The sequence below is a fragment of the Haloarchaeobius caseinilyticus genome (assembly GCF_051207395.1).
In the GTDB taxonomy this organism is placed as follows: Archaea; Halobacteriota; Halobacteria; order Halobacteriales; family Natrialbaceae; genus Haloarchaeobius.
The window spans coordinates 2,028,133-2,047,167 of the sequence record NZ_JBPJZC010000001.1 but is presented as its reverse complement, the minus strand read 5'-3'; the positions used below and the strand labels follow the sequence as shown (position 1 = coordinate 2,047,167).

At 65.3% G+C, this 19,035-nt stretch carries 21 protein-coding genes; 9 read left to right on the top strand and 12 right to left on the bottom strand.

Annotation, left to right across the window (positions count from 1 at the left end; all coding sequences use genetic code 11):
- Nucleotides 1–168: 168 nt before the first annotated feature.
- Both ACSC1P_RS10735 and ACSC1P_RS10730 read right to left on the bottom strand, forming a co-directional pair.
- On the bottom strand, nucleotides 169–1,218 hold the full coding sequence (locus tag ACSC1P_RS10735; RefSeq protein WP_435360147.1) for a dipeptidase: 1,050 nt from the start codon (nucleotides 1,216–1,218) through the stop codon (nucleotides 169–171).
- A 42-nt stretch (nucleotides 1,219–1,260) separates the two neighbouring features.
- A complete protein-coding gene (locus ACSC1P_RS10730; protein WP_435360146.1) occupies nucleotides 1,261–1,641 on the bottom strand; it encodes a hotdog family protein in 381 nt (126 codons plus the stop codon).
- 156 nt (nucleotides 1,642–1,797) lie between these two features.
- On the opposite strand from ACSC1P_RS10730, the gene ACSC1P_RS10725 reads away from it, so the two are divergent.
- Entirely contained in the window at nucleotides 1,798–2,925 is a 1,128-nt protein-coding gene (locus ACSC1P_RS10725; RefSeq protein WP_435360145.1) for a PQQ-binding-like beta-propeller repeat protein, read from the top strand.
- 10 nt (nucleotides 2,926–2,935) lie between these two features.
- On the opposite strand, the gene ACSC1P_RS10720 is transcribed toward ACSC1P_RS10725, so the two are convergent.
- Complete coding sequence (locus ACSC1P_RS10720; protein WP_435360144.1) at nucleotides 2,936–3,562, bottom strand: uracil-DNA glycosylase; 627 nt, start codon at nucleotides 3,560–3,562, stop codon at nucleotides 2,936–2,938.
- Nucleotides 3,563–3,564: 2 nt separating this feature from the next.
- Complete coding sequence (locus ACSC1P_RS10715) at nucleotides 3,565–3,789, bottom strand: DUF7860 family protein (RefSeq protein ID WP_435360143.1); 225 nt, start codon at nucleotides 3,787–3,789, stop codon at nucleotides 3,565–3,567.
- A gap of 85 nt (nucleotides 3,790–3,874) precedes the next feature.
- On the opposite strand from ACSC1P_RS10715, the gene ACSC1P_RS10710 reads away from it, so the two are divergent.
- From ACSC1P_RS10710 to ACSC1P_RS10685, 6 genes are all read left to right on the top strand, one after another.
- A complete protein-coding gene (locus ACSC1P_RS10710; protein ID WP_435360142.1) occupies nucleotides 3,875–4,123 on the top strand; it encodes a DUF8151 family protein in 249 nt (82 codons plus the stop codon).
- A gap of 105 nt (nucleotides 4,124–4,228) precedes the next feature.
- Nucleotides 4,229–4,381 (top strand): hypothetical protein, encoded by a 153-nt coding sequence (locus ACSC1P_RS10705; RefSeq protein ID WP_435360141.1) that lies wholly within the window; start codon nucleotides 4,229–4,231, stop codon nucleotides 4,379–4,381.
- Between the two features lie 54 nt (nucleotides 4,382–4,435).
- Nucleotides 4,436–5,065 carry a Yip1 family protein gene (locus ACSC1P_RS10700; RefSeq protein WP_435360140.1) on the top strand — a complete coding sequence of 210 codons (630 nt, stop codon included), beginning with the start codon at nucleotides 4,436–4,438 and terminating at the stop codon, nucleotides 5,063–5,065.
- A gap of 98 nt (nucleotides 5,066–5,163) precedes the next feature.
- Nucleotides 5,164–8,352, top strand: a complete 3,189-nt coding sequence (ileS, locus tag ACSC1P_RS10695; protein WP_435360139.1) for an isoleucine--tRNA ligase — start codon at nucleotides 5,164–5,166, stop codon at nucleotides 8,350–8,352.
- 78 nt (nucleotides 8,353–8,430) lie between these two features.
- Entirely contained in the window at nucleotides 8,431–8,577 is a 147-nt protein-coding gene (locus ACSC1P_RS10690) for a hypothetical protein (protein ID WP_435360138.1), read from the top strand.
- Nucleotides 8,578–8,635: 58 nt separating this feature from the next.
- The gene (locus ACSC1P_RS10685) at nucleotides 8,636–10,846 is read left to right on the top strand and encodes a hypothetical protein (RefSeq protein ID WP_435360137.1); all 2,211 of its coding nucleotides are present in this window, start codon (nucleotides 8,636–8,638) and stop codon (nucleotides 10,844–10,846) included.
- 15 nt (nucleotides 10,847–10,861) lie between these two features.
- Here ACSC1P_RS10685 and ACSC1P_RS10680 read toward each other — a convergent pair whose 3' ends face one another.
- The 4 genes from ACSC1P_RS10680 to ACSC1P_RS10665 all read right to left on the bottom strand — a co-directional run bounded on the left by ACSC1P_RS10680 (nucleotide 10,862) and on the right by ACSC1P_RS10665 (nucleotide 13,726).
- Nucleotides 10,862–11,398 (bottom strand): heme NO-binding domain-containing protein, encoded by a 537-nt coding sequence (locus tag ACSC1P_RS10680; protein ID WP_435360136.1) that lies wholly within the window; start codon nucleotides 11,396–11,398, stop codon nucleotides 10,862–10,864.
- A 77-nt stretch (nucleotides 11,399–11,475) separates the two neighbouring features.
- Nucleotides 11,476–12,324: a ribose-phosphate diphosphokinase gene (locus tag ACSC1P_RS10675; protein WP_435360135.1), complete on the bottom strand. Its 849-nt coding sequence runs from the start codon at nucleotides 12,322–12,324 to the stop codon at nucleotides 11,476–11,478.
- Between the two features lie 37 nt (nucleotides 12,325–12,361).
- The gene (locus ACSC1P_RS10670) at nucleotides 12,362–12,829 is read right to left on the bottom strand and encodes a twin-arginine translocation signal domain-containing protein (RefSeq protein ID WP_435360134.1); all 468 of its coding nucleotides are present in this window, start codon (nucleotides 12,827–12,829) and stop codon (nucleotides 12,362–12,364) included.
- Nucleotides 12,830–12,880: 51 nt separating this feature from the next.
- A complete protein-coding gene (locus ACSC1P_RS10665) occupies nucleotides 12,881–13,726 on the bottom strand; it encodes an HVO_0234 family beta-propeller protein (protein ID WP_435360133.1) in 846 nt (281 codons plus the stop codon).
- Between the two features lie 189 nt (nucleotides 13,727–13,915).
- Here ACSC1P_RS10665 and ACSC1P_RS10660 point away from each other — a divergent pair, with 189 nt between their 5' ends.
- Nucleotides 13,916–14,818: an esterase/lipase family protein gene (locus tag ACSC1P_RS10660; protein WP_435360132.1), complete on the top strand. Its 903-nt coding sequence runs from the start codon at nucleotides 13,916–13,918 to the stop codon at nucleotides 14,816–14,818.
- 455 nt (nucleotides 14,819–15,273) lie between these two features.
- A complete protein-coding gene (gene glmM, locus ACSC1P_RS10655; RefSeq protein WP_435360131.1) occupies nucleotides 15,274–16,638 on the top strand; it encodes a phosphoglucosamine mutase in 1,365 nt (454 codons plus the stop codon).
- Nucleotides 16,639–16,745: 107 nt separating this feature from the next.
- On the opposite strand, the gene ACSC1P_RS10650 is transcribed toward glmM, so the two are convergent.
- The 4 genes from ACSC1P_RS10650 to ACSC1P_RS10635 form a co-directional block, all read right to left on the bottom strand.
- The gene (locus ACSC1P_RS10650; protein WP_435360130.1) at nucleotides 16,746–17,867 is read right to left on the bottom strand and encodes a DUF7118 family protein; all 1,122 of its coding nucleotides are present in this window, start codon (nucleotides 17,865–17,867) and stop codon (nucleotides 16,746–16,748) included.
- Nucleotides 17,836–18,201, bottom strand: coding sequence for a phosphoribosyl-AMP cyclohydrolase (gene hisI, locus ACSC1P_RS10645; protein WP_435360129.1), 366 nt, complete (start codon nucleotides 18,199–18,201; stop codon nucleotides 17,836–17,838). The genes ACSC1P_RS10650 and hisI overlap by 32 nt, the downstream gene beginning before the upstream one ends.
- A gap of 74 nt (nucleotides 18,202–18,275) precedes the next feature.
- Entirely contained in the window at nucleotides 18,276–18,488 is a 213-nt protein-coding gene (locus ACSC1P_RS10640; protein ID WP_435360128.1) for a DUF6199 family natural product biosynthesis protein, read from the bottom strand.
- A gap of 54 nt (nucleotides 18,489–18,542) precedes the next feature.
- Complete coding sequence (locus ACSC1P_RS10635; RefSeq protein ID WP_435360127.1) at nucleotides 18,543–18,995, bottom strand: hypothetical protein; 453 nt, start codon at nucleotides 18,993–18,995, stop codon at nucleotides 18,543–18,545.
- Between the last annotated feature and the right edge of the window lie 40 nt (nucleotides 18,996–19,035).

Below are 19,035 nucleotides of genomic sequence, written 5' to 3'. Positions count from 1 at the left end.
CACGACGGTAAATGACCGCAGCCACACCCTCCCCATCCGACTGCGCGTCTCGGCCTTCGGCCTGCGATGCTCATCCCTTGCGCGACTACACGGCTGGCGTCTCGCAATGCTCGACGCCAGCCCCAGCGCGCGCCAGAGCGTCAGTGTCGGCCCACATCGAACACTGATTCACCACCACGCGTCGAGCACTCGTCGCCAGTTACCGTGAGCGAAGGCGGCGAGTTCGGCATCGTCGAAGCCTCTCGATTCGAGTTCGGCGAGCAGTTTCGGGACGCCGGTCACGTCGCCGACCGAGTCAGAAATCGTACAGCCGTCGAAGTCCGACCCGAGCGCGACGTGCTCGATGCCGATGCGGTCGGCGACGTACTCGACGTGGTCGGCGACGACCGAAACCGGCGTGTCGAGCACCTGGTCGCCGTCTTCGCGCAGGTTCTCGACTGCGAGCGAGATACCGACGACACCGCCGGAGTCGGCGATGGCGTCCAACTGGTCGTCGGTGAGGTTGCGCGTCGCGGGACAGATGGCGTGGACCGCGGTGTGGCTCACGACCAAGGGGTTCGAACACGCCCCGGCCACGTCCCAGAATCCGGCCGCGTTCAGGTGCGCGAGGTCGACGACGATGCCCCGGTCCTCGCAAGCCCTGACGAGTGCGCGCCCGGCGTCGGTGAGTCCGGGACCGATGTCCGGTGTCGCCGGGTACCGAAACGGCACGCCATGGCCGAAGTCGTTCGGGCGACTCCACACCAGCCCGATGGAGCGCACGCCCCGGTCGTACAGAGTAGCGAGGTTCGACAGGTCCGGTTCGACCGCTTCGGCCCCTTCGAGGTGGAAGATACCGACGACGACGCCGTCGTCACGACAGCGGTCGAAGTCGGCCAGTGACCGGACGATGCGGAACTCGTCGTCGCTCGCCAGTTCGTCGAGGTGCTCCCCATGAGAGAGCAGTTCGTCGGTGAACGACTGGGCGCGCTCGGTCGAGATGGGTTCGGGGAGTGCCATCTCGTACCCGTCGTCGGTCCGCTGCAAGTCGGGCATCTCGTCGTTCGGCGTGAACATAGCGAAGAAGCCGCCGCCGTAGCCCGCGTCGGCGGCCCGCGGCAGGTCGACGTGGCCCTGGTCGCCTCGCTCGAAGAACGAGCGGCCGCCGCCACGCTCGGTGAGGTGGAGGTCGAGCAGTACGTCGGTGTGGCCGTCGAAGACCCAGTGTTCGGAAGGCACGCCAACCCGTACCAGTCCCGGCGTGTTAGCGGTTCCGGCGGCTCACTGGAGGATGACGCCGTCGAACTCGGTTCGCAAAACGACCTTCCCCGCTTCGTTGCGACAGACTCCCTCGGCCTCGACGTGGTAGCGACTGTCGCGCTTTTCGACCGTCTCGAAGGTGATTTCGCAGGTGATCTCCTCGTCGGTGTACACCGGCCGCGGGAACTCGTACTCCATCCGCTGGGCGAGCACGTCGTAGGTGCCGCCGACTTTCGTCGGAAGCGTCGCCGTCAGGAGCCCGTGAACGAGGAGCCTGCCGTCGTCGTTCGGTTCGAGGTGGTGTTCGCCACGGTCGTCCGACACGTCGGTGAACTGGCGAACGTCCTCGCGGGTGAACGTTCGCGTGAAGGTGTCGGTCTGGCCTTCGTCGGGGACGGGCATACGTGGTCGTTCGAGCCTGTGCGGAAAATAGCTCCCGTCGGGGAACAAACAAGTATAGTGCGTGACAATCGGTGCGTGATTCCCGTTTCCACGAGACGGCGATTCCTGCACGCAGTCACAGCTGGTGTTCTCTCGCTGTCCGCTGGGTGTAGTCTGTTGTCCTCGTCACCGGAACGAGAGTGGACGCCTGCACCGGTCGGCGGCGGGGTCGCCGCCGGGTGGTCGACCTACGGGGCTGACCATGGGCGGACGAGCGGGCGGCCGAACGCGAGCGACCTTCCCGACGATGCGACCGTCGAACCCTTCCTCCAAAGCGGTGGGTATCCCGACCAGCAGCCGATTTGGACCGACGACGGAATCGTCCTCGGCGTCGAGACGCCGGCCGACAGCCAAACAGCGTCCGGCTTTCACTCGTTCACACGAGCGGCGGAACGCCAGTGGGTGGTGCCCGAGATGCACGGCAAGGCGATACCGACGCAGGTTGGCGAGACAGTGTTTCTGACGACAGCAGGTCAGACGCGAGCCGTCGACGCGATGACCGGCGAACAGTACTGGTCGGCGGCGTATGGGATTGGTCGGCCGCAGACGGGCCTGACCTACGCCGACGGCAACCTGTTCGTGTGTGACGATGGTGTCGTCGCACTCGACGCGACATCCGGCGAGCAGCAGTGGACCACCGGTGGAGACCACCCGGGACCATTTGGTACTGCAATCGCCAGGAAGGCAGTCTACGCCGCGACCACCGGCGACGACCCGGTCGTCTACCGAATCGACCGTGAGTCCGGCAACATGGACTGGATAACCGATTTGCAGACGGAGTCGTACGCGGTTCCCGTCGTCACCGACCAGGGTCTCTGCGTCACCGAGAAGAGTGGGACCCTTCGGTCGATGGACATGGTCACCGGGGGCGAGCAGTGGGACGTGGCGACGGGCGAAACGGCGCATTCGCCACCGGCGTACGGAGATGGGACAGTCTACTTCGTCCCGTCACAAAGCGAGCGACTTCGCGCTATCGATGCGACGAACGGCGAAGTCGTCTGGGAGTTCTCGTTCGATGGTGGGTCACCGCAGACACCGACCGTGACCGGCGAGTTCGTCTATCTGCCGACATCGACGGACGGCGGGACAGTTCACAAACTCGATGCCGAGACGGGGGAGAAGGTGACGAACTGGTCGCTCCCGCAGGCTCCGTCGTCAAGTCTCGTCTTGTTCGACGGTAGTGGACTGGTGAACACCGGCATCGCGACCGGCGAAGGCCGTGTCTACGTACTCCGTGGCGCGTGATGACGGAAACTCAGCCGATCAGCGAGGCAAGTATTTCTCGGAGAGCGGCGACGTACTCGTCGGACTCATACCCCAGCCGCGACACCCACACGTCCTGGTAGGAGGGATGCAGAATCGGGACGACAGTACGGCCGAGCGCGCGCGACTCGACCGGCTTCAGCACCCTCTCCAGAAAACCGTCGAGTCGCTGGTCGTCGAAGGCGAACACGGTCTCAGTCGCGTGTTTCCCAGTCGGGACGACGACCTGCGGGTCAACTTCGGCCAGTTCCGCGTCGAGGTGGTCACGACAGTGTTCGAGTTCTCCAGTTGTCGGTTCGCGGTTGCTCCCCTCGCCGTCGCAGGGGAAGCACTTCACAGCGTTCGTAAAGTACGCATCTGATTGGCCAGCATCGGCTAGCAACTCGCGGACGCGCTGGCCGGAGTGTCGCGATGTGTAGGCCATCCCGGTCCAGTTGCCGCCCTGCCAGTGGTCGGCGTCGGGGGCACCCGCGGCCGGGGCTTCGCCCACGACCACCACGTCGGCGTCGCGCGGCCCGTTGCCCCACGAGATTCGTTCTCGGCAGTCGACGAGCGCGTCACAGCGCGTGCAGTCGGCTTCGACGACGAACCGAGAATCCGGGTCGGGAAACGTCGCCACGCTCACTCCAGCAGCGGCATGACGATGCCGAAGCCGAAGACGGAGACGAAGGCGACGACGATACCGAGGAACACCGAATCGGTGAGGAGCGCGTCCTCCCATCCGGGCAACGTTCCGAACAGGGCGTGACCGACGATTTCACCGCCAGCCCCGGCGGCGAACAGGCCGACACCGAGGAGGAAGCCGAGTTTCGTGAGTCGCGGATAATCTGTGTTTCCGTGTTTCATACCGGACTTCAATTGTGGTTTCAGTAAAACTTTTGTGGTAAATCGAGCCGAAACGCAAATACGTCGCGGCGCACTGTTGCCATCTATGCTTTCGATACTCGCGGAACTGGTACCCGAACTCGCGTCTATCGCGGTGTACGCGGTCGTCGCCGCTGCACTGGCGGCCCTCGGGACGGCCGCCGAGCTGGCCAGCTGGCACAGCTACCTCACCGAGGGACTGTCCGTCCTCACCATCTGGTACGCAGTCATCGGCCTGCTCGTCCTCTACGCCGCCGTCTACGTCGTCGGCTACGAGCGACTCCGCCCGCGCGTCCTGCAGGCGCTCGCAGACTAACCGAATCGAACTGTTCTCCCGAAACGTCGGCTGACCATGATAGTACCGGCAATTTATACGGAAACGGCCGCCAGACTCATGTCAGCTGATTACGATTCTTCGTGTATGTCAGAAGGGGATATGGGGAGTATCTTCTCCACGGAACGCGTCGCGGAGACACACGAGTATCCGGAGAGTATCTTCCGGACAGGGGACAATCGGTCGATGCTCGTCATCGACGGCGACGAGACGACGTTCGAGTTGACCGACGACGAGTAACGCGGGCTCTGGTCCAGCAGAAGACATTTATCGTCCCGTTCGACAGCGAGAGGTATGGTTCTCACGCGCTACGTGACGCTACTCACGGACCCTGAACGCTGCTTCCGAGAGGAGCAGGTCGGCCTCCGTGCGGCGTTCCTCGTCGTCGGGAGTATGATGATCGTACTCACCGTCGGGACGGTCTTCGCCCTCCAGGCCATCGTCGGACAGATACGGAATCCGCCGCCGGGACTCGGAGCCGCGATGTCTCGTGCGACACCGAGACTCGTCGTCTCGTTGCTGTTCGGTGTCTTCGTCCTCTGGCTGGTCGGCAGTGCACTCCTCCACCTCGGGGTGAAGTTGCTCGGTGGGCGCGGCGGCTTCGGTGAGACGTTCGTCGTCGCGGGGTGTAGTCGGGCCCCGATGCTCCTGCAGATTCCGCTCTCGCTGGCGTGGGTCGTCTGGGGCCTCTCCGGCAAGCAGTTCTCGAACGACCCCGAAACGTTCGCCCAGCAGGTGCAAGCGACCGTCGACGGCGGCCGGACGGTCGTTCCGATGCTGCTGGAAGCGGGGGCTATCGTCGTCGCAGCGTACATCATCGCGAACGGTCTCGCAGTTCGTCACGATGGCCTCACCAAATCGGAGGCGCAACTGGTCGCCGGTTCGGTCGGCGTGCTGGAACTGCTCATGTTAGTCGTGGGATAATTCAGCCCATCAGTCTGCACTCGTTCTCTGTTCGTCCCACCGAATCACCATCTGCAGGACCGATTCCCCTTTACTGTAGGAGCGAGTCAGCCCCGCATATGGAACGCTTCGGGGAGGTATCCGACCAGTACGACCCCCAGGCCGTCGAAGACCGCGTCTTCGACTACTGGGACGAGGTCGATGCCTACGAGCAGACGAAGACGCACCGAGAGGACTGCGAGCCGTTCTTCTTCGTCGACGGCCCGCCGTACACATCGGGTGCAGCGCACATGGGCACGACGTGGAACAAGTCGCTGAAGGACGCTTTCATCCGGTTCTACCGGATGCAGGGCTTCGACGTGACTGACCGGCCGGGCTACGACATGCACGGCCTCCCCATCGAGACGAAAGTCGAGGAGGAACTCGGCTTCGAGAACAAGAAAGACATCGAGGAGTACGGCGAGGAGGCCTTCATCGAGGCGTGTAAGGACTTCGCCAACCGGAACCTGGAGGCGATGGACGAGGACTTCCAGTCCTTCGGCGTCTGGATGGACTGGGACAACCCGTACAAGACCCTCTCGCCGGAGTACATGGAGGCTGCGTGGTGGGGCTTCCAGAAGGCCCACGACCGCGGCCTCGTCGAGCAGGGCAAACGCTCCATCAACCAGTGCCCGCGGTGTGAGACGGCCATCGCCAACAACGAGGTCGAGCGCCACGACGTGCACAAACCGGCTATCTACGTCAAGTTCCCGCTCACGGAGCGAGAGGGCAACCTCGTCATCTGGACCACGACTCCGTGGACCATCCCGGCGAACACGTTCGTCGCTGTCGAGGAAGACGCGAACTACGTCGGCGTCCGTGCCGAGAGGGACGGCGAGAGTGAGGTGCTCTACGTCTCCGAGCCGCAGATCGAGGAAGTCCTGAAGGAGGGACGGTACGAGGACTACGAAATAGTCGAGGAACTCACCGGCGAAGAGATGGTCGGCTGGGAGTACGAGCGACCGCTGGCCGAGGAGGTCCCCGACCGACCGGCCGACGAGAACGCGTGGCAGGTCTACACCGCCGACTACCCCGACGCCAACGACAAGTCCGGGATGGTCCACTCCGCACCCGGGCACGGTGAAGAGGACTTCGAGCGTGGCTCCGAACTCGGTCTGGAAATCTTCTGTCCCGTCGGCGGCGACGGCGTCTACACCGAGCAGGCTGGCAAGTACGCTGGCCAGTTCGTGCGTGACGCGAACGCGAACGTCATCGCCGACCTCGAAGCGAAGGGCGCACTGCTCGCCAAGGACGAGCAGTACCTCGTCGAGGGTGAGGGACAGTGCTGGCGCTGTGACACGGACATCGTCCGCCTCGTCACGGACCAGTGGTTCATCACCGTCTCCGACATCAAAGACGACCTGCTCGACAACATCGACGATTCGACGTGGTGGCCGCAGTCGGCCCGCGACAAGCGCTTCCGCGACTTCGTCGAGGGCTCGCCGGACTGGAACGTCTCCCGGCAGCGCTACTGGGGCATCCCCATCCCCATCTGGGTTCCCGAGGATTGGTCGGGAGAGATGGACGACGTGGTCGTCGTCGGCACCCGCGAGGAACTCGCCGAGCGCGTCGACCAGGACGTTGACCCAAGCGAAGTCGACCTCCACAAGCCGACCGTGGACGACCTGACCATCACCGAGAACGGGACGACGTACACCAGAGTCCCCGACGTGTTCGACGTGTGGCTCGACTCCTCGGTGGCCTCGTGGGGAACCCTCGACTATCCGAGCGACGACAGCCAGTTCGACGAACTGTGGCCCGCCGACCTCATCATCGAGGCGCACGACCAGACCCGCGGCTGGTTCTGGTCTCAGTTAGGAATGGGCAGTGCCGCACTCGGCGAAGTCCCCTACGACGAAGTCGTCATGCACGGCTGGGCACTCGCCGAGGACGGGCGCAAGATGTCGAAGTCCATCGGGAACATCGTCGAACCGAGCGAGGCCATCGACCGCCACGGGGCGGACGCGATGCGTCTGTTCCTGCTCTCGCGCAACCCGCAGGAGGAGGACATGCGCTTCTCGTGGGACGAGATGGAGACGATGCAGCGCGACCTGAACATCCTCTGGAACGTGTTCCGGTTCCCGCTGCCGTACATGCGCATGGACGACTTCGACCCCGAAGCCGTCTCCCTGCGTGATGCCGAGACCGAACTCGTCGACGAGTGGCTGCTCGCCCGCCTCCAGTCGGTCGTCGCGGAGATGACCGAGGAGTGGGAAGAACACCGCCGACCCGACCGCGCGGTCGACTCCCTCCTCGAATTCGTCGTCGAGGACGTCTCTCGCTTCTACATCCAGGTCGTCCGCGAGCGGATGTGGGAAGAGGAAGACAGCGACTCGAAGACGGCCGCCTACGCGACGTTCTACCACGTCGTCGGCGAAGTCGTCAAACTGCTCGCGCCGTACGCGCCGTTCGTCGCCGAGGAAATCTACGGCACCCTCACCGGCGAGTCCGGCCACGACACCGTCCACATGTGCGACTGGCCCGAAGTGGACGAGTTCTGGGCAGACGAACAGTTGGAGACTGACGTGACGCTCCTGCGTGCGGTCGAAGAGGCTGGCTCGAACGCGCGCCAGCAGGCCGACCGCAAACTTCGCTGGCCCGTCTCGCGCATCGTCGTCGCCGCGAGCGACGCACGTGCTGCGGAGGCCGTCGAGCGCCACCGCGACCTGCTCGCCGACCGACTCAATTCGCGCGAGGTCGAACTCGTCTCGCCCGACGAGGAGTGGGGCGAACTCCAGTACTCGGCCCGCGCCGACATGGGTAAACTCGGCCCCGCCTTCGGCCAGCGCGCCCCCGAAGTCATGAACGCGCTGAACGACGCCGAACTCACCGGCCCGGACCTCGACGCGCTGCGCGAGGCTGTCGGCGAGGACGACGTGACCGAAGAGATGGTCGAGTTCGTCACGAAGACGCCCGACGGCGTCACCGGCAGCAGCTTCGCCGTCGAAGGTGACGAGAAGGGCGTCGTCTACGTCGACGCCACGCTCACCGAGGACATCGAGAGCGAGGGCTACGCCCGCGAGGTCATCCGTCGTGTGCAGGAGATGCGAAAGGAGATGGACCTCGATATCGACGCGCAGGTTCGCCTCGAACTGAACGTGCACGACGACCGAATCTCGGACCTCGTCCGGCAGCACGAGGACCTCATCGCCGAGGAAGTCCGCGCCGCCGAGTTCGGCGACGTCGACGACGGTCACCGCAAGGACTGGGAGGTCGAAGGCGTTACGATGACGCTCGCGCTCGAACGACTCACCGAAGCAGAAGCCTGAATCAAGAATCGACAGGCCTGAAACGGGGCTTGCGTATTCCGGCCGTGGCCCTTTCCGTCGGGTGCGAGTAGCGACGGTATGGCAGACACGCTCGGCTGGTCGCTGATTTCGTCCGGTCTCGTCACACTCGCGCTCATCGTCCTCCCCGGCCCGTCGCTCTACTGGGGCATCGCGATGGTGGTCCTCGGCGTCGCACTGCTGTACAGCCGTGCCAGTCGATACTGACGACGAACCGAGGGAAAGAGGCACAAGAGTCATTTTTCCAGTGTCCGTGGATTTGGCCGTGTATCGTCGGGTCGCTCTGGTCCTCGTCGTTCTCGTGTCGTTGCCCGCCGGCGTCGTCGCCCTGGAGTCGCCGGCAGCGACGCCAACACCCACAGCGACGCCGCCCCACGACGGCGTCCTGTTCGACACGGTCGACCGTGTCGATGGGCACGAAAGCGTCGACCTGAACGACTCGACAACGACGAACATCGAGCGGACGTTACGCTTACGGCTGACACCGAACGAACCCGGCGAAATCGAGGCCGAGGTCGTCTACCGGGTCCCGTCCGAAGTGAAGACCATGTCGGTGAAGCTCCAGCAGAACGCGGACGTGACCGAACTGGAGAGCTTCACGCAGGCTGGCGTACAGACCTACGAGTGGACGGGTGAGTCGAGCACGGCCACCATCACGTTCACCATGGACGCGAACGTGACGAGCGACTCCGGACAGCGGACGCCGTCGCTCGTCCCTGCCACCGACACCGCGGGTGGCAACCACGCGGTCGACGCACCACGACGGTCGGCCGCGAAGACCACCGACGTGGCGAGCGAGCAGACGCCAGCGACTTCGGCCGACTCGTCGGCCGTGACGACCGACACGCCGACCACGTACACCTTCGTCGACGCCGGCGACTGGGCCATCGTGCGTGTCCCACAGATGGGCACCTCGTGGGAGTGGCTCGGCTCCGGCACGGTGTCGCTGGACAAGCGTGTCACCGTCGCGGGGGAGGGTGCGACTGGCGGCGAGATGGCTTACCTCGGGCCGATGCAGGAGTACAGCACGACGGTCCGTGACCAGCACGTTCGACTCGTCGTTCCCCAACAGGCCGAGTTAGGCGAAGAACCGACCGACATCCTCGACGCGGTGGCGAACGCGAGCGAGCGAATACGCGTCGGCGAACGGGACGCGGAAGTCGTGATGATTGCAGCCCCGACCACGGTTCGCTGGCGCGTCGCCGGCCTCCAACTCGGTGACGACGACGCGTGGGTCGTCTCGAAGGCGCGGCTGGACTCGCCCGACAACGTCTGGCTCCACGAGTACTTCCACACGCGCCAAGAGTTCGAGACGACGGAGAGTGCGCGCTGGCTCGTCGAGGGGAGCGCAGACTACTACGCGGCGTTACTCGCGTTCGAACAGGGACACATCTCGTTCAGTGAGTTCCGACAGAAGCTCGCTCGTGGGAAGCAGGAACCGCACGAGAGTTCGGTACTCGTGGCCCCGGAGACGTGGACCCAGTCGACGCCGTACCTGAAGGGGTCGCTGGTCACGGGCGTCGTCGACCGGGACATTCGCGATTCGACGGGCAAGAACCGGACGTTCCAGAACGTGATTCGACGCCTGAACTCGTACGACGACGCGGTGACGAACGACGACGTCCTCGCCGCGGTCGAGCGCGTGTCGACGCCCGGTGTCGAGTCCACGGCGATCCAGTACACGACGACGGATGCATCACCCGAGACGTGGTCGCGAACGGTCCACAGTCGACTCTTCGGCGTCGTCCCCGCCGTGATGGAGTACGAGGTCACAGACCAGTCGGTTCGTGTCGCCGGTCAGTTCCGCAACGAGAGCGTCGGCAAGACGGTGACGCTGGCGACCGGTGAGACGCTCAGCGTGACCGCTTCCGTCGTGAACATCGGCGAACGGACGGGCACCTACGACGCCGCGTTCGTGGTCGACGACAGCGTGGTGAATACGACTGAGGGTACACTCGCACCCGAAGAACGCGAGACGGTGACGTTCACCCGGACGTTCGACCGGCCCGGAAACCACTCCGTCACGGCGGCAGAACAGACGCTGAACGTGACGGTGAAGCGGCCCGCCGCCGCGAACGTCACGGCCGTCGACGCCCCCGACACGGTCGCAGTCGGCGAGTCGTTCACTGTGACGACGACCGTGACGAACGACCGGGCGTGGCCCGCCGCCGGGTCCATCGAGTTCTACCTCGACGACGAGTTACAGTTCGCGAAACAGGTCGCGCTCGGTCCCAGACGAGAGGCGACGTACACGGCTGAGGCGACGTTCGACGAACCCGGGAACCACACCGTCCGCGTCGGCGGAAAGACGGTCCAGTTGTCGGTCGCTGAAAGCGACGCCGACCGGGCAGCGAGCAGTGCCGAGCAAACCGAGCGCTGGGCCGTCCCGACACCGGGTATCGGCGTCGTCGGCACGCTAGCGACGCTGGCGGCACTGCTCGCGGTGGCAGCCATCGCGGCCAAAATCGAGTCCTGACGAGTCCAGGCGGGCCTACGCGAACTCGACGGTGAGTTCGCAGTGGTCGCCGCCGTCGTGGATGCAGACGTCGTGTGAAAGCGCCACCTCGTCGTCGAACTCGTCGGCGATACTGAGGATGATTCCCTCACCGAGCGCACAGAGTCCTCTGCCGGAGCGGTAGTTGACGACGTACGTGTCCGCGTCGATGCGGTCGGTCGCGACCGTCGGCAACGCCGACTCGCCGTCCTGTTTGCGAATCTGTGCGTAGATGTTCTCGAGGGTGAAGATGACCTCCCGCGTCTCCCACCCCGACTTCACGTGCGCTTTGAACGTCTTCAGCAACTCCGGCGCAAGGTACTCGCCGACCTCGCGCTGAATCGCGTCTTCATCGCGGTCGGTGGCCTCGGCGACGGCCACGATAGCGTCCGTGAACTCCTCGTCCGGATAGCGCGACACCGGCAAGTAGAGTTTCGGCTCGATGTCCGCCGCCGCGAGGACCTCGTTCCAGGTGATCTCGTCGATGTACTCCCCCACGTAACCCTTGAGTGATTTGTGTAGTAACCCGTGCATTGCGACACCCACCGCCTACCGTGCGGTACGTAGTCACATCCTGCGACGGGAAGTATAAAGAATCCGGCTTTTTATTCCTACAGCTCCTCGGCGACAACTTTCGCCACGGACACCTGTGAGACGGGGCGTTCGAGCGTGTCCGTCCCGATGACGCGCTCGACGCCGGCCCGCGCCAGCTTCGTCACGGCGTTCTGGGCCAGCAGCGGGTGGACACAGGCGACGTAGACGCGCGCCGCGTCGCGCTCGTTCAACACAGCGATAGACTCGCTCATCGTCGAACCGGTGGCGACGATGTCGTCGACGACGACCACGTCGCGGCCCGCGACGGCGGCGTCACTCGGCGAGATTTCGACCTCGCTGCCCGACAGCCGCGTCTTCTCGAAGTAGTCCGTTTCGCCCGTGCCGTAGGTGTCGCGGACGGTCTGTGCGATGTCGATGGCACCGTCGTCGGGGGCCAGAAACAGCGGCTCGACGAGGTCGTGCGGGAGCGGGTCGGCGAGGACGCTCGCGGCGTCGAGTGCGATGGCCGACGGCTCGAAGAAGTCACAGACGGCGCGTTCGTGCGGGTTCACCGTGATGACGTGGTCGGTGTTCGCCGAGATGGCCCGTGCGACGGCCCGCGAGGAGATGGGCTCGCCCGGCTTGAACACCTTATCCTGGCGCGCGTAGCCCATGTACGGCAGGACGGTCACGATGTCGTTCGCGCCCGCTTCTCGGGCGGCGTCCTGTAACTGGAGCAGTTCGAGGTGGGAATCGCTCGTCGGTGTCGAGGCGACTACCACGGCGCGGTCGGGCGACACGTCGCCGATGCGCGCCATGACTTCGCCGTCCGGAAAGCGCTCGTACTCGACGGGCGCGAGGTCCTCGTCGAGAATCGCGGCGAGGTCGGCCGCGAGTGCCTGTGACCCGGAGCCTGGGATAATCATACTCGGTGGGTCAGTGGCTGGGGTCTTTCCAGTTTCGTTACGGCGCGTCCGGCGGGCAGGCGGTGGATGGATTCACTGGTGCGAGGATGTCGATGTCCGTCGGCCCGTCGACGAACACGTAGAGCCAGTAGTGGCCGTCGTCACTGTCAGCGCTGTCGAAACGCTGGGTCGTTTCGCCGTCGAGTGTCACCGTCAGGATGAACTGTCCCAGTTCGGTGGGCAAGTGCTCCGAGACGGCGAATCCCGGTGGGAAGTGCCGGTTCTCCATCGCGGGGAGGTCACGCGAGGTCTCGGTGACGATTTCACCGTTCTGCTCGACCTGAATCTCGACCGTGTGGGGTTCTTCGTGTCTATTCTGTACGTCGACAGCACAGAGGACTGCCTCCGACGGTGGTTCAGGTCCAGAAAAATCTGGCACTTCTGGCCACAGGTCGAAGCGAGAGAGGGTGACAGCACCGGCACCGGTGGCACCGACGGCACCGAGCAGGTTGCGGCGAGAAACCATCTGCGCCGAGAGAAGTATCGACAGCAGATATGTCTCTCCTGCTACAACTAGTCACGCCTGCCGAACTACGAGCCCGGTCACGTCCGGCATTCCCAGCACTTGCACGCGCCAGCCGTCGTCGGCCTCGGCGAGGAACTCCCCGCCGGGTGTCACGGCGTACGTCGTCTCGCCGGAGGCGAGGCCGGCGAGCGGGTGTTCGGGTTGGGTCGTGGCCTCGCGCCAGTCACCGTCGACGTGTTCGTACAGCGTCTCTCGACTGGCAGCGTGGCGACGCTCGCCGTCGCCGGAGACGAGCGTGAACTCGCCGTCGAGGGCATCCATCCAGCCGTTGCCGAGGTAGTAGAGTCCGGTGCCAGTTGCGGCCCACGGCGTCCCGACCGCTGACACGTCCCTGGCGTCGTCGAGGCCGACGTGGTCGAGTTCGCCACTGACGCGGTAGACACCGTCTGCGGCCGCCACGAGGTCGCCGTCGATAGCACGAACGTCGTAGTCCAGCGCACCGACTTCCGCCCAGTCGTCGCGCGTGACGGCGCCGCGGAGTCGGGCGACCAGCCCGTCCTCGCTCGCCGCGAGCAGGTCGTAGCCGTCGAAGCCGACCGCGACGGCGGGGCCGAAGCCCGTCTCGACGAAGTCGGGGGACTCCCCGTCGCCCTCGTCGGACCCAGTCCCGCCCGCGAGGAGTACGTCCTCGTCGGTGGCGACCGCGATTCGCCCGCCGTCGCCCGCCGCCACGTCGCGGGCGTCACAGCGGTGTGCGAGGGAGAACGTGCCGACGCGCTCGTCGACGACTTCGACGCGGACGATGCCCATGGCGCAGGCGACGAACGCTTCGCGCTCGCGCTGGTCGCCCTCGTACACCCGCTTCTCGTCGAGGCTGATGTCCTTCTCGGCGCTCATACCTGTGTGTGGGGCCGCCGGGCGTGAAAATCGTGTGGTTCGCTCGGTCGAACGCAGTGTGGAGTGGTCGACCGTCGGCGTGTGGTGGTCGCCCACCGACCAGCGTGCGTTACGGCACCGCAAAGAAACTCTAATTCCGTTTTCTAAACTCGGAAAAAACTTAATGTCTGTTACCATGTGCCATGAGACATGGTTTCTAACGACCAGGGCGACGGTGCGGGCTCGACGCGACGACGATTCCTGAAAACAGCCACGGTCGGCGCGGTCGGTCTCGCCGGTTTCACCGGGTCTGCGGCGGCGTTCGAGGGCGACGACGGGAACATCTCCGGCCCCGCCGACTTCCCGCGGGCGACGACACGCGGCCACTTCGACATCCACTGGTGGTACGGCGACCAGCTGACCGACGGCCACACCGCGTGGGATTACAGCACCGTCGGCGACATCCCGGGCTACGGCACCAGCCCTGACCCCAACGAAGTGATGATCTCCATCCACGGCTGGCTGGTCGAACAGTCGGCCGCGCCCGACCACTTCCAGACGGTCAAAACGTCGCTGCGGAACAACGGCTACGATGCCCCCGTCATCGGCTTCAGCTACGACTCCGACACGAGCACGACCGACTGGTGGCCTGCGACGGACATCGCCGAGCGAAACGGGAAGAAACTCGCCAACTTCATCCGGTACTACCGCTCGCAGACCGGCGCAGACGTACGCCTCATCGGGCACTCACTCGGCGGCCGCGTCCTCGTCTCGACGCTCCAGGAACTGAACGGCCTCGGCGAACAAGGCTCCATCAAGTCCGCGACGCTGCTCGGCGCCGCCGCCGACAACGACGCCGTCTCGGTCTCCGGCGAGTACGGCGACGACATCGCCGCCGTGGCTGGCCACGTCGACAACTACTGGAAGTCCGACGACGGCGTGCTGAACTGGGCGTACTCGACCGGCGAGTTCGACTCGGCCGTCGGCGAAGAAGGCTGTGAGGGCACGCCGCCGTCGAACTACACCGACCACAACGTCGACTACGTGCCGGACCACTTCTCGTACCACGAACCCGGCGACGGCTGTATGGCGGAAGTCGTCTCTAACTTCTGAATCGGTCCGTTTTCGTTTTCGCCACTGTGTTCGGCCTAACTCTCGTGTGGTCTTCGTCGTCGCTCGTTCTGATTTGTAATTGACCGTCGGTGGTTGGTTGTGGGAACACTTCACGACTGCCGACGGGAGATAACCGCACCGCCCCTCCCGTCCTCCCGCCACAACCTCCCCATCCGATTCGCTCCACTCACTTTGTTCGTTTCGCTCATCCCTCGCGCGGCTACGGCTTGCGGCTTCGCTGCGCGAAGCACGCTCGCCAGCGCGCGCCAGAGTGATTGCCTGGTCGTCGTCGCCCAGTCGTGTCCGACTGCCAGCGACAGACAAACAGGTACTCGGGTTCGAAGAAACGAAATCGCCAGCCGAACCGGCCACGAACCCGCACAGTTCCGTTTGCGACTGTCTCACTCGGGACGCTTCGGAACCACTTTTGTCTCGCACCACTCAGCACCACCTGAATGAAAGTATTCGGTTCGAGTGGCACGCGAGGCGTCGCCAACGAGGAGCTGACGCCCGACTTCGTCATGCGGGTGGCGAAGGCGGCCGGCTCCGCGTGGGACGTCGACCGCGTGGCTATCGCCCGCGACACACGGGCGACGGGTGAGATGTTGGTCGACGCGGCAGTCGCCGGACTGACCAGCGTCGGCGTGGACGTGGACCGACTCGGCGTCGTCCCGACACCGGGCGCACAGGTGTACGCCGAGCAGGAGGCACTCCCGGCACTGATGATTACGGCCAGCCACAACCCGCCGGAGTACAACGGCGTGAAGCTCATCGGCTCCGACGGCGTGGAACTCGCCGTCGCGGACCTCGAACGCGTCGAGGAACTGTTCCTCGCCGAGAAGTTCGAGGAGGTGACGTGGGACGAAGTCGGCCACGTCACGCAGATAGACGACGCCAGCAAGCGCTACGTCGACCAGTTGCTCGACGCAGTCGACCGCGAGAAGATCGCCGACGCGGACCTCACGGTCGCACTCGACCCTGGCCACGGCGCAGGCTCGCTGACCTCGCCGGAGTTCTTCCGCCGACTCGGCTGCCGCGTCGTGACGGTCAACGCCCAGCCTGACGGGCACTTCCCCGGGCGCAACCCGGAACCAGTTCCAGAAAATCTGGACGACCTCGGCCGCCTCGTCCGCGCGACGGACGCCGACGTGGGTATCGCCCACGACGGTGACGCCGACCGCGCCATCTTCTACGACGAGACAGGTGACTACGTCGAAGGCGACGCGACCCTCGCCGCGCTCACCGCGGCCGTCCTCGGCCCGGAGGATACCACCGTCTCGGCGGTCAACGTCTCCCAGCGCGTCGTGGACGTGGTCGACGACGTCGGCGCGGACCTCGCACTGACGCCCATCGGCTCGACGAACATCATCACCCGCATCGAGGAACTCGAAGCCCGCGACGAGCACGTCCCAGTCGCCGGCGAGGGAAACGGGGGCATCTTCTTCCCCGACTACCGACTCACCCGCGACGGCGCGTACACCGCGGCGCGCTTCCTCGAACTCGTCGCCGACGCTCCCGTCAGCGAAATCGTCGAACCGTACAGCGGCTACCACAACGTCCGCCGGAACATCGAGTATAAGACCGAGGCCGAGCGGACCAAGATGCTCGTCGCGGCAGAGGAGAAGGCCGAGGACTCGGACGCCGACCTCGACACGAAAGACGGCTACCGCCTCGACTACGGTGATGCGTGGGTCCTCACCCGACCGTCGGGCACCGAACCACTCGTGCGTATCTACGCCGAGGCCCGCGACGAAGCCCGAGCGAAGGCACTGGTCGACTCGATGTACGAAGCACTGCTCGGTGCGAAGACCGACGCCTGAAAACTGCTTTCGGCTTCTCTGTTTCTCCCCTACGCCTGAAAACTGCTTTCGGCTTCTCTGTTTCTCCCCTACGCCTGAAAACTGCTTTCGGCTTCTCTGTTTCTCCCCTACGAGAGCACCTGCTGCAGGTCCTCGCGTTCCGCCCGCAACTCGTCGAGTTCGCGCTCGACCGCTCCCGACGCGAGTCGCTCGCGCTCGTCGTCGTCCAGTTCGGAGAAGGCCATTGCCGCGGTCTGCAACCGCCCGTAGTCGTCGCGCCACGTCAGGTCGCGCACGGTCCGCAGCGTGGCGACCACGTCCTCGTCGGCGAAGCGCGCGACCAGCGGAATCCGCTCCTCACAGCGACGGCGCAGTTCCCCGGCCGGCCCCGGCGGCCAGCCCAGTTGCAGGGCGCGCCCGTCGAGTCGGTCGAGGTACGTCTGTCTGGTCGCCACCGTGCGGGTGAGTTCTGTCGGGTCGTCGACGTAGTGCTCCAGCTTCGAGCGCGAGTAGTCGGCCAGTTCGAGCAGTCGTGGGACCGTCTCCTCACCGACTGCGTCCTGTTCGACGAAGTCGACCAGTTCGTCGGCCGGGGCCGCGATGTCGAGCAGCGGATACGCGGCCGCATCGGTGGCGAACTCCAGCAACTCACGGGCGCTGGCTTGCTGTCGGAACTCGACGAACGCCGCGACGACCGCCTCGTCGTACGTCTCCATCGGGTCGCGTAGGTCCTCGACCGGCGCGTCGAGGTCGGCGTCACCGAGTCGCTGGAGTCGTTCGAGCGACTCGATTTCGTCGCCGACCGCGTGCAGTCGCCGTTTGGCCGCGCGCTCGGCCTCGCGGTAGCGTTCCTCGGCGGCTTCTTCGCGGTCGAGCAGGTCGTTCGCCTCGCGGGCCGGGGCGAGCGCGTCGCGGGCCGCCGCGAAGTCAGAGTCGCTGAGTCGACGCTTGTCGACGCGCTCCAGTGCCGTCTCGAAGGCGTCTCGGTTCGGGATGTCCTCGGACAGCTCTTCGACGGTGCGAGCGAACTTGTCCTGGAACTCGACGTAGGACTGGAAATTACCCGACCCCGTCGCCGTGTCTTCGTACCGGTCGAGCAGCGTGGTCAGTTCGTCGTGTGCGTCGGCGACCGTCTGTAGCTCGCCTCGGCCGCGGGATTCGACCGCTTCGCGGGCCGCCTCGCGCGCAGTCTCCGCCTCGCGTACCTCGTCGGCCGCGTCACTCGTAGACGTCGTCGGGGTCGAAGACACGGGTTCCCACCTCCTCGCCGTCGATAGTGCGGTAGAAACACGATTCGAAGCCGGTGTGACACGCACCGCCCGATTGCTCGACGCGGTAAACGAGGGCGTCGCGGTCGCAGTCGACGCGAATCTCCTCGATTTCCTGTGTGTGGCCGCTCGTCGCGCCCTTCTCCCACAACTCGTCGCGAGAGCGCGAGTAGTAGTGCGCACGGCCGGTCTCGCGGGTCTGTTCGACCGCTTCCTCGTTTGCGTAGGCGAGCATCACCACTTCGTCGGTTTCCACGTCCTGTGCCACGACGGGGACCAGCCCGTCCTCGCCGAAGTCGAGCGACACCGTTTCCATACCCGGTGGTCCGTGTGTCGTGGGTATGGTTCTTTTGCTGGTGGCAGCGGCTGGGTACGGGTTAGTCGCGTAACTCAGCCGAGTGTCAGCCAGCCGACCGCGGCGACCGAGGCGACGACGCCGAGTGCACGCGTGATTTTCACCTTCCGCGGCGTCGGCTGGGGATTCTCCCAGCACCAATCACTGCCGACGGGGTCCATTCGTTCTTCGAGTCGGGCCAGCGTGCGCGGTCGGACGGCGCACGCGACGCCGGCGACGAGGAGGAGGACAGCGGGGACAGTTGCCATACCCACCCTGCTCGGGCGGCGACCAAAGGCGTTCGGCCCGTTTCCGGGGCCACCTCACTCGCTATCGAGTTCATCGAGTTCATCGAGGCCGTCGACGATTCGCCGCGCGTCTTTCACTTTCTCGGCTGCTCGTCGCTGGAGGTTGTCCACGTTCGAGGGCGAACTGTCCAACACGTCGGCAGCGGTCTGGCGGTCCACGTCCATCGTCTCGCGGAGGACGTAGACGAGCGCCTGTCGCTCGGTGAGGGTCTCGCCTGCCAGTTCCTCGGCGGCTGCTCGCGCGGCCGCGGCCACTTCCGACTCGTCGGCGAACTGTATCGTCCAGTCGCCGCAGTTCAGACAGGTCGCCTCGATTCGTCCCTGCAAGAGCGGCACCTCGTGGTGATTCGTGTACCCGCAGGTCGTGCAGGTGAACGCGCGGTCGACGTGCCGGTCGAGGACGGCACGTTCGTCGCGTCTCTCGTCCTCGTGCGCGTCGCTGTCCCGTGTGTCGCCGTCGCCAGACATTGCACTAGATTCGATGCAAGCAGGAGAGATAGCCGTTTGG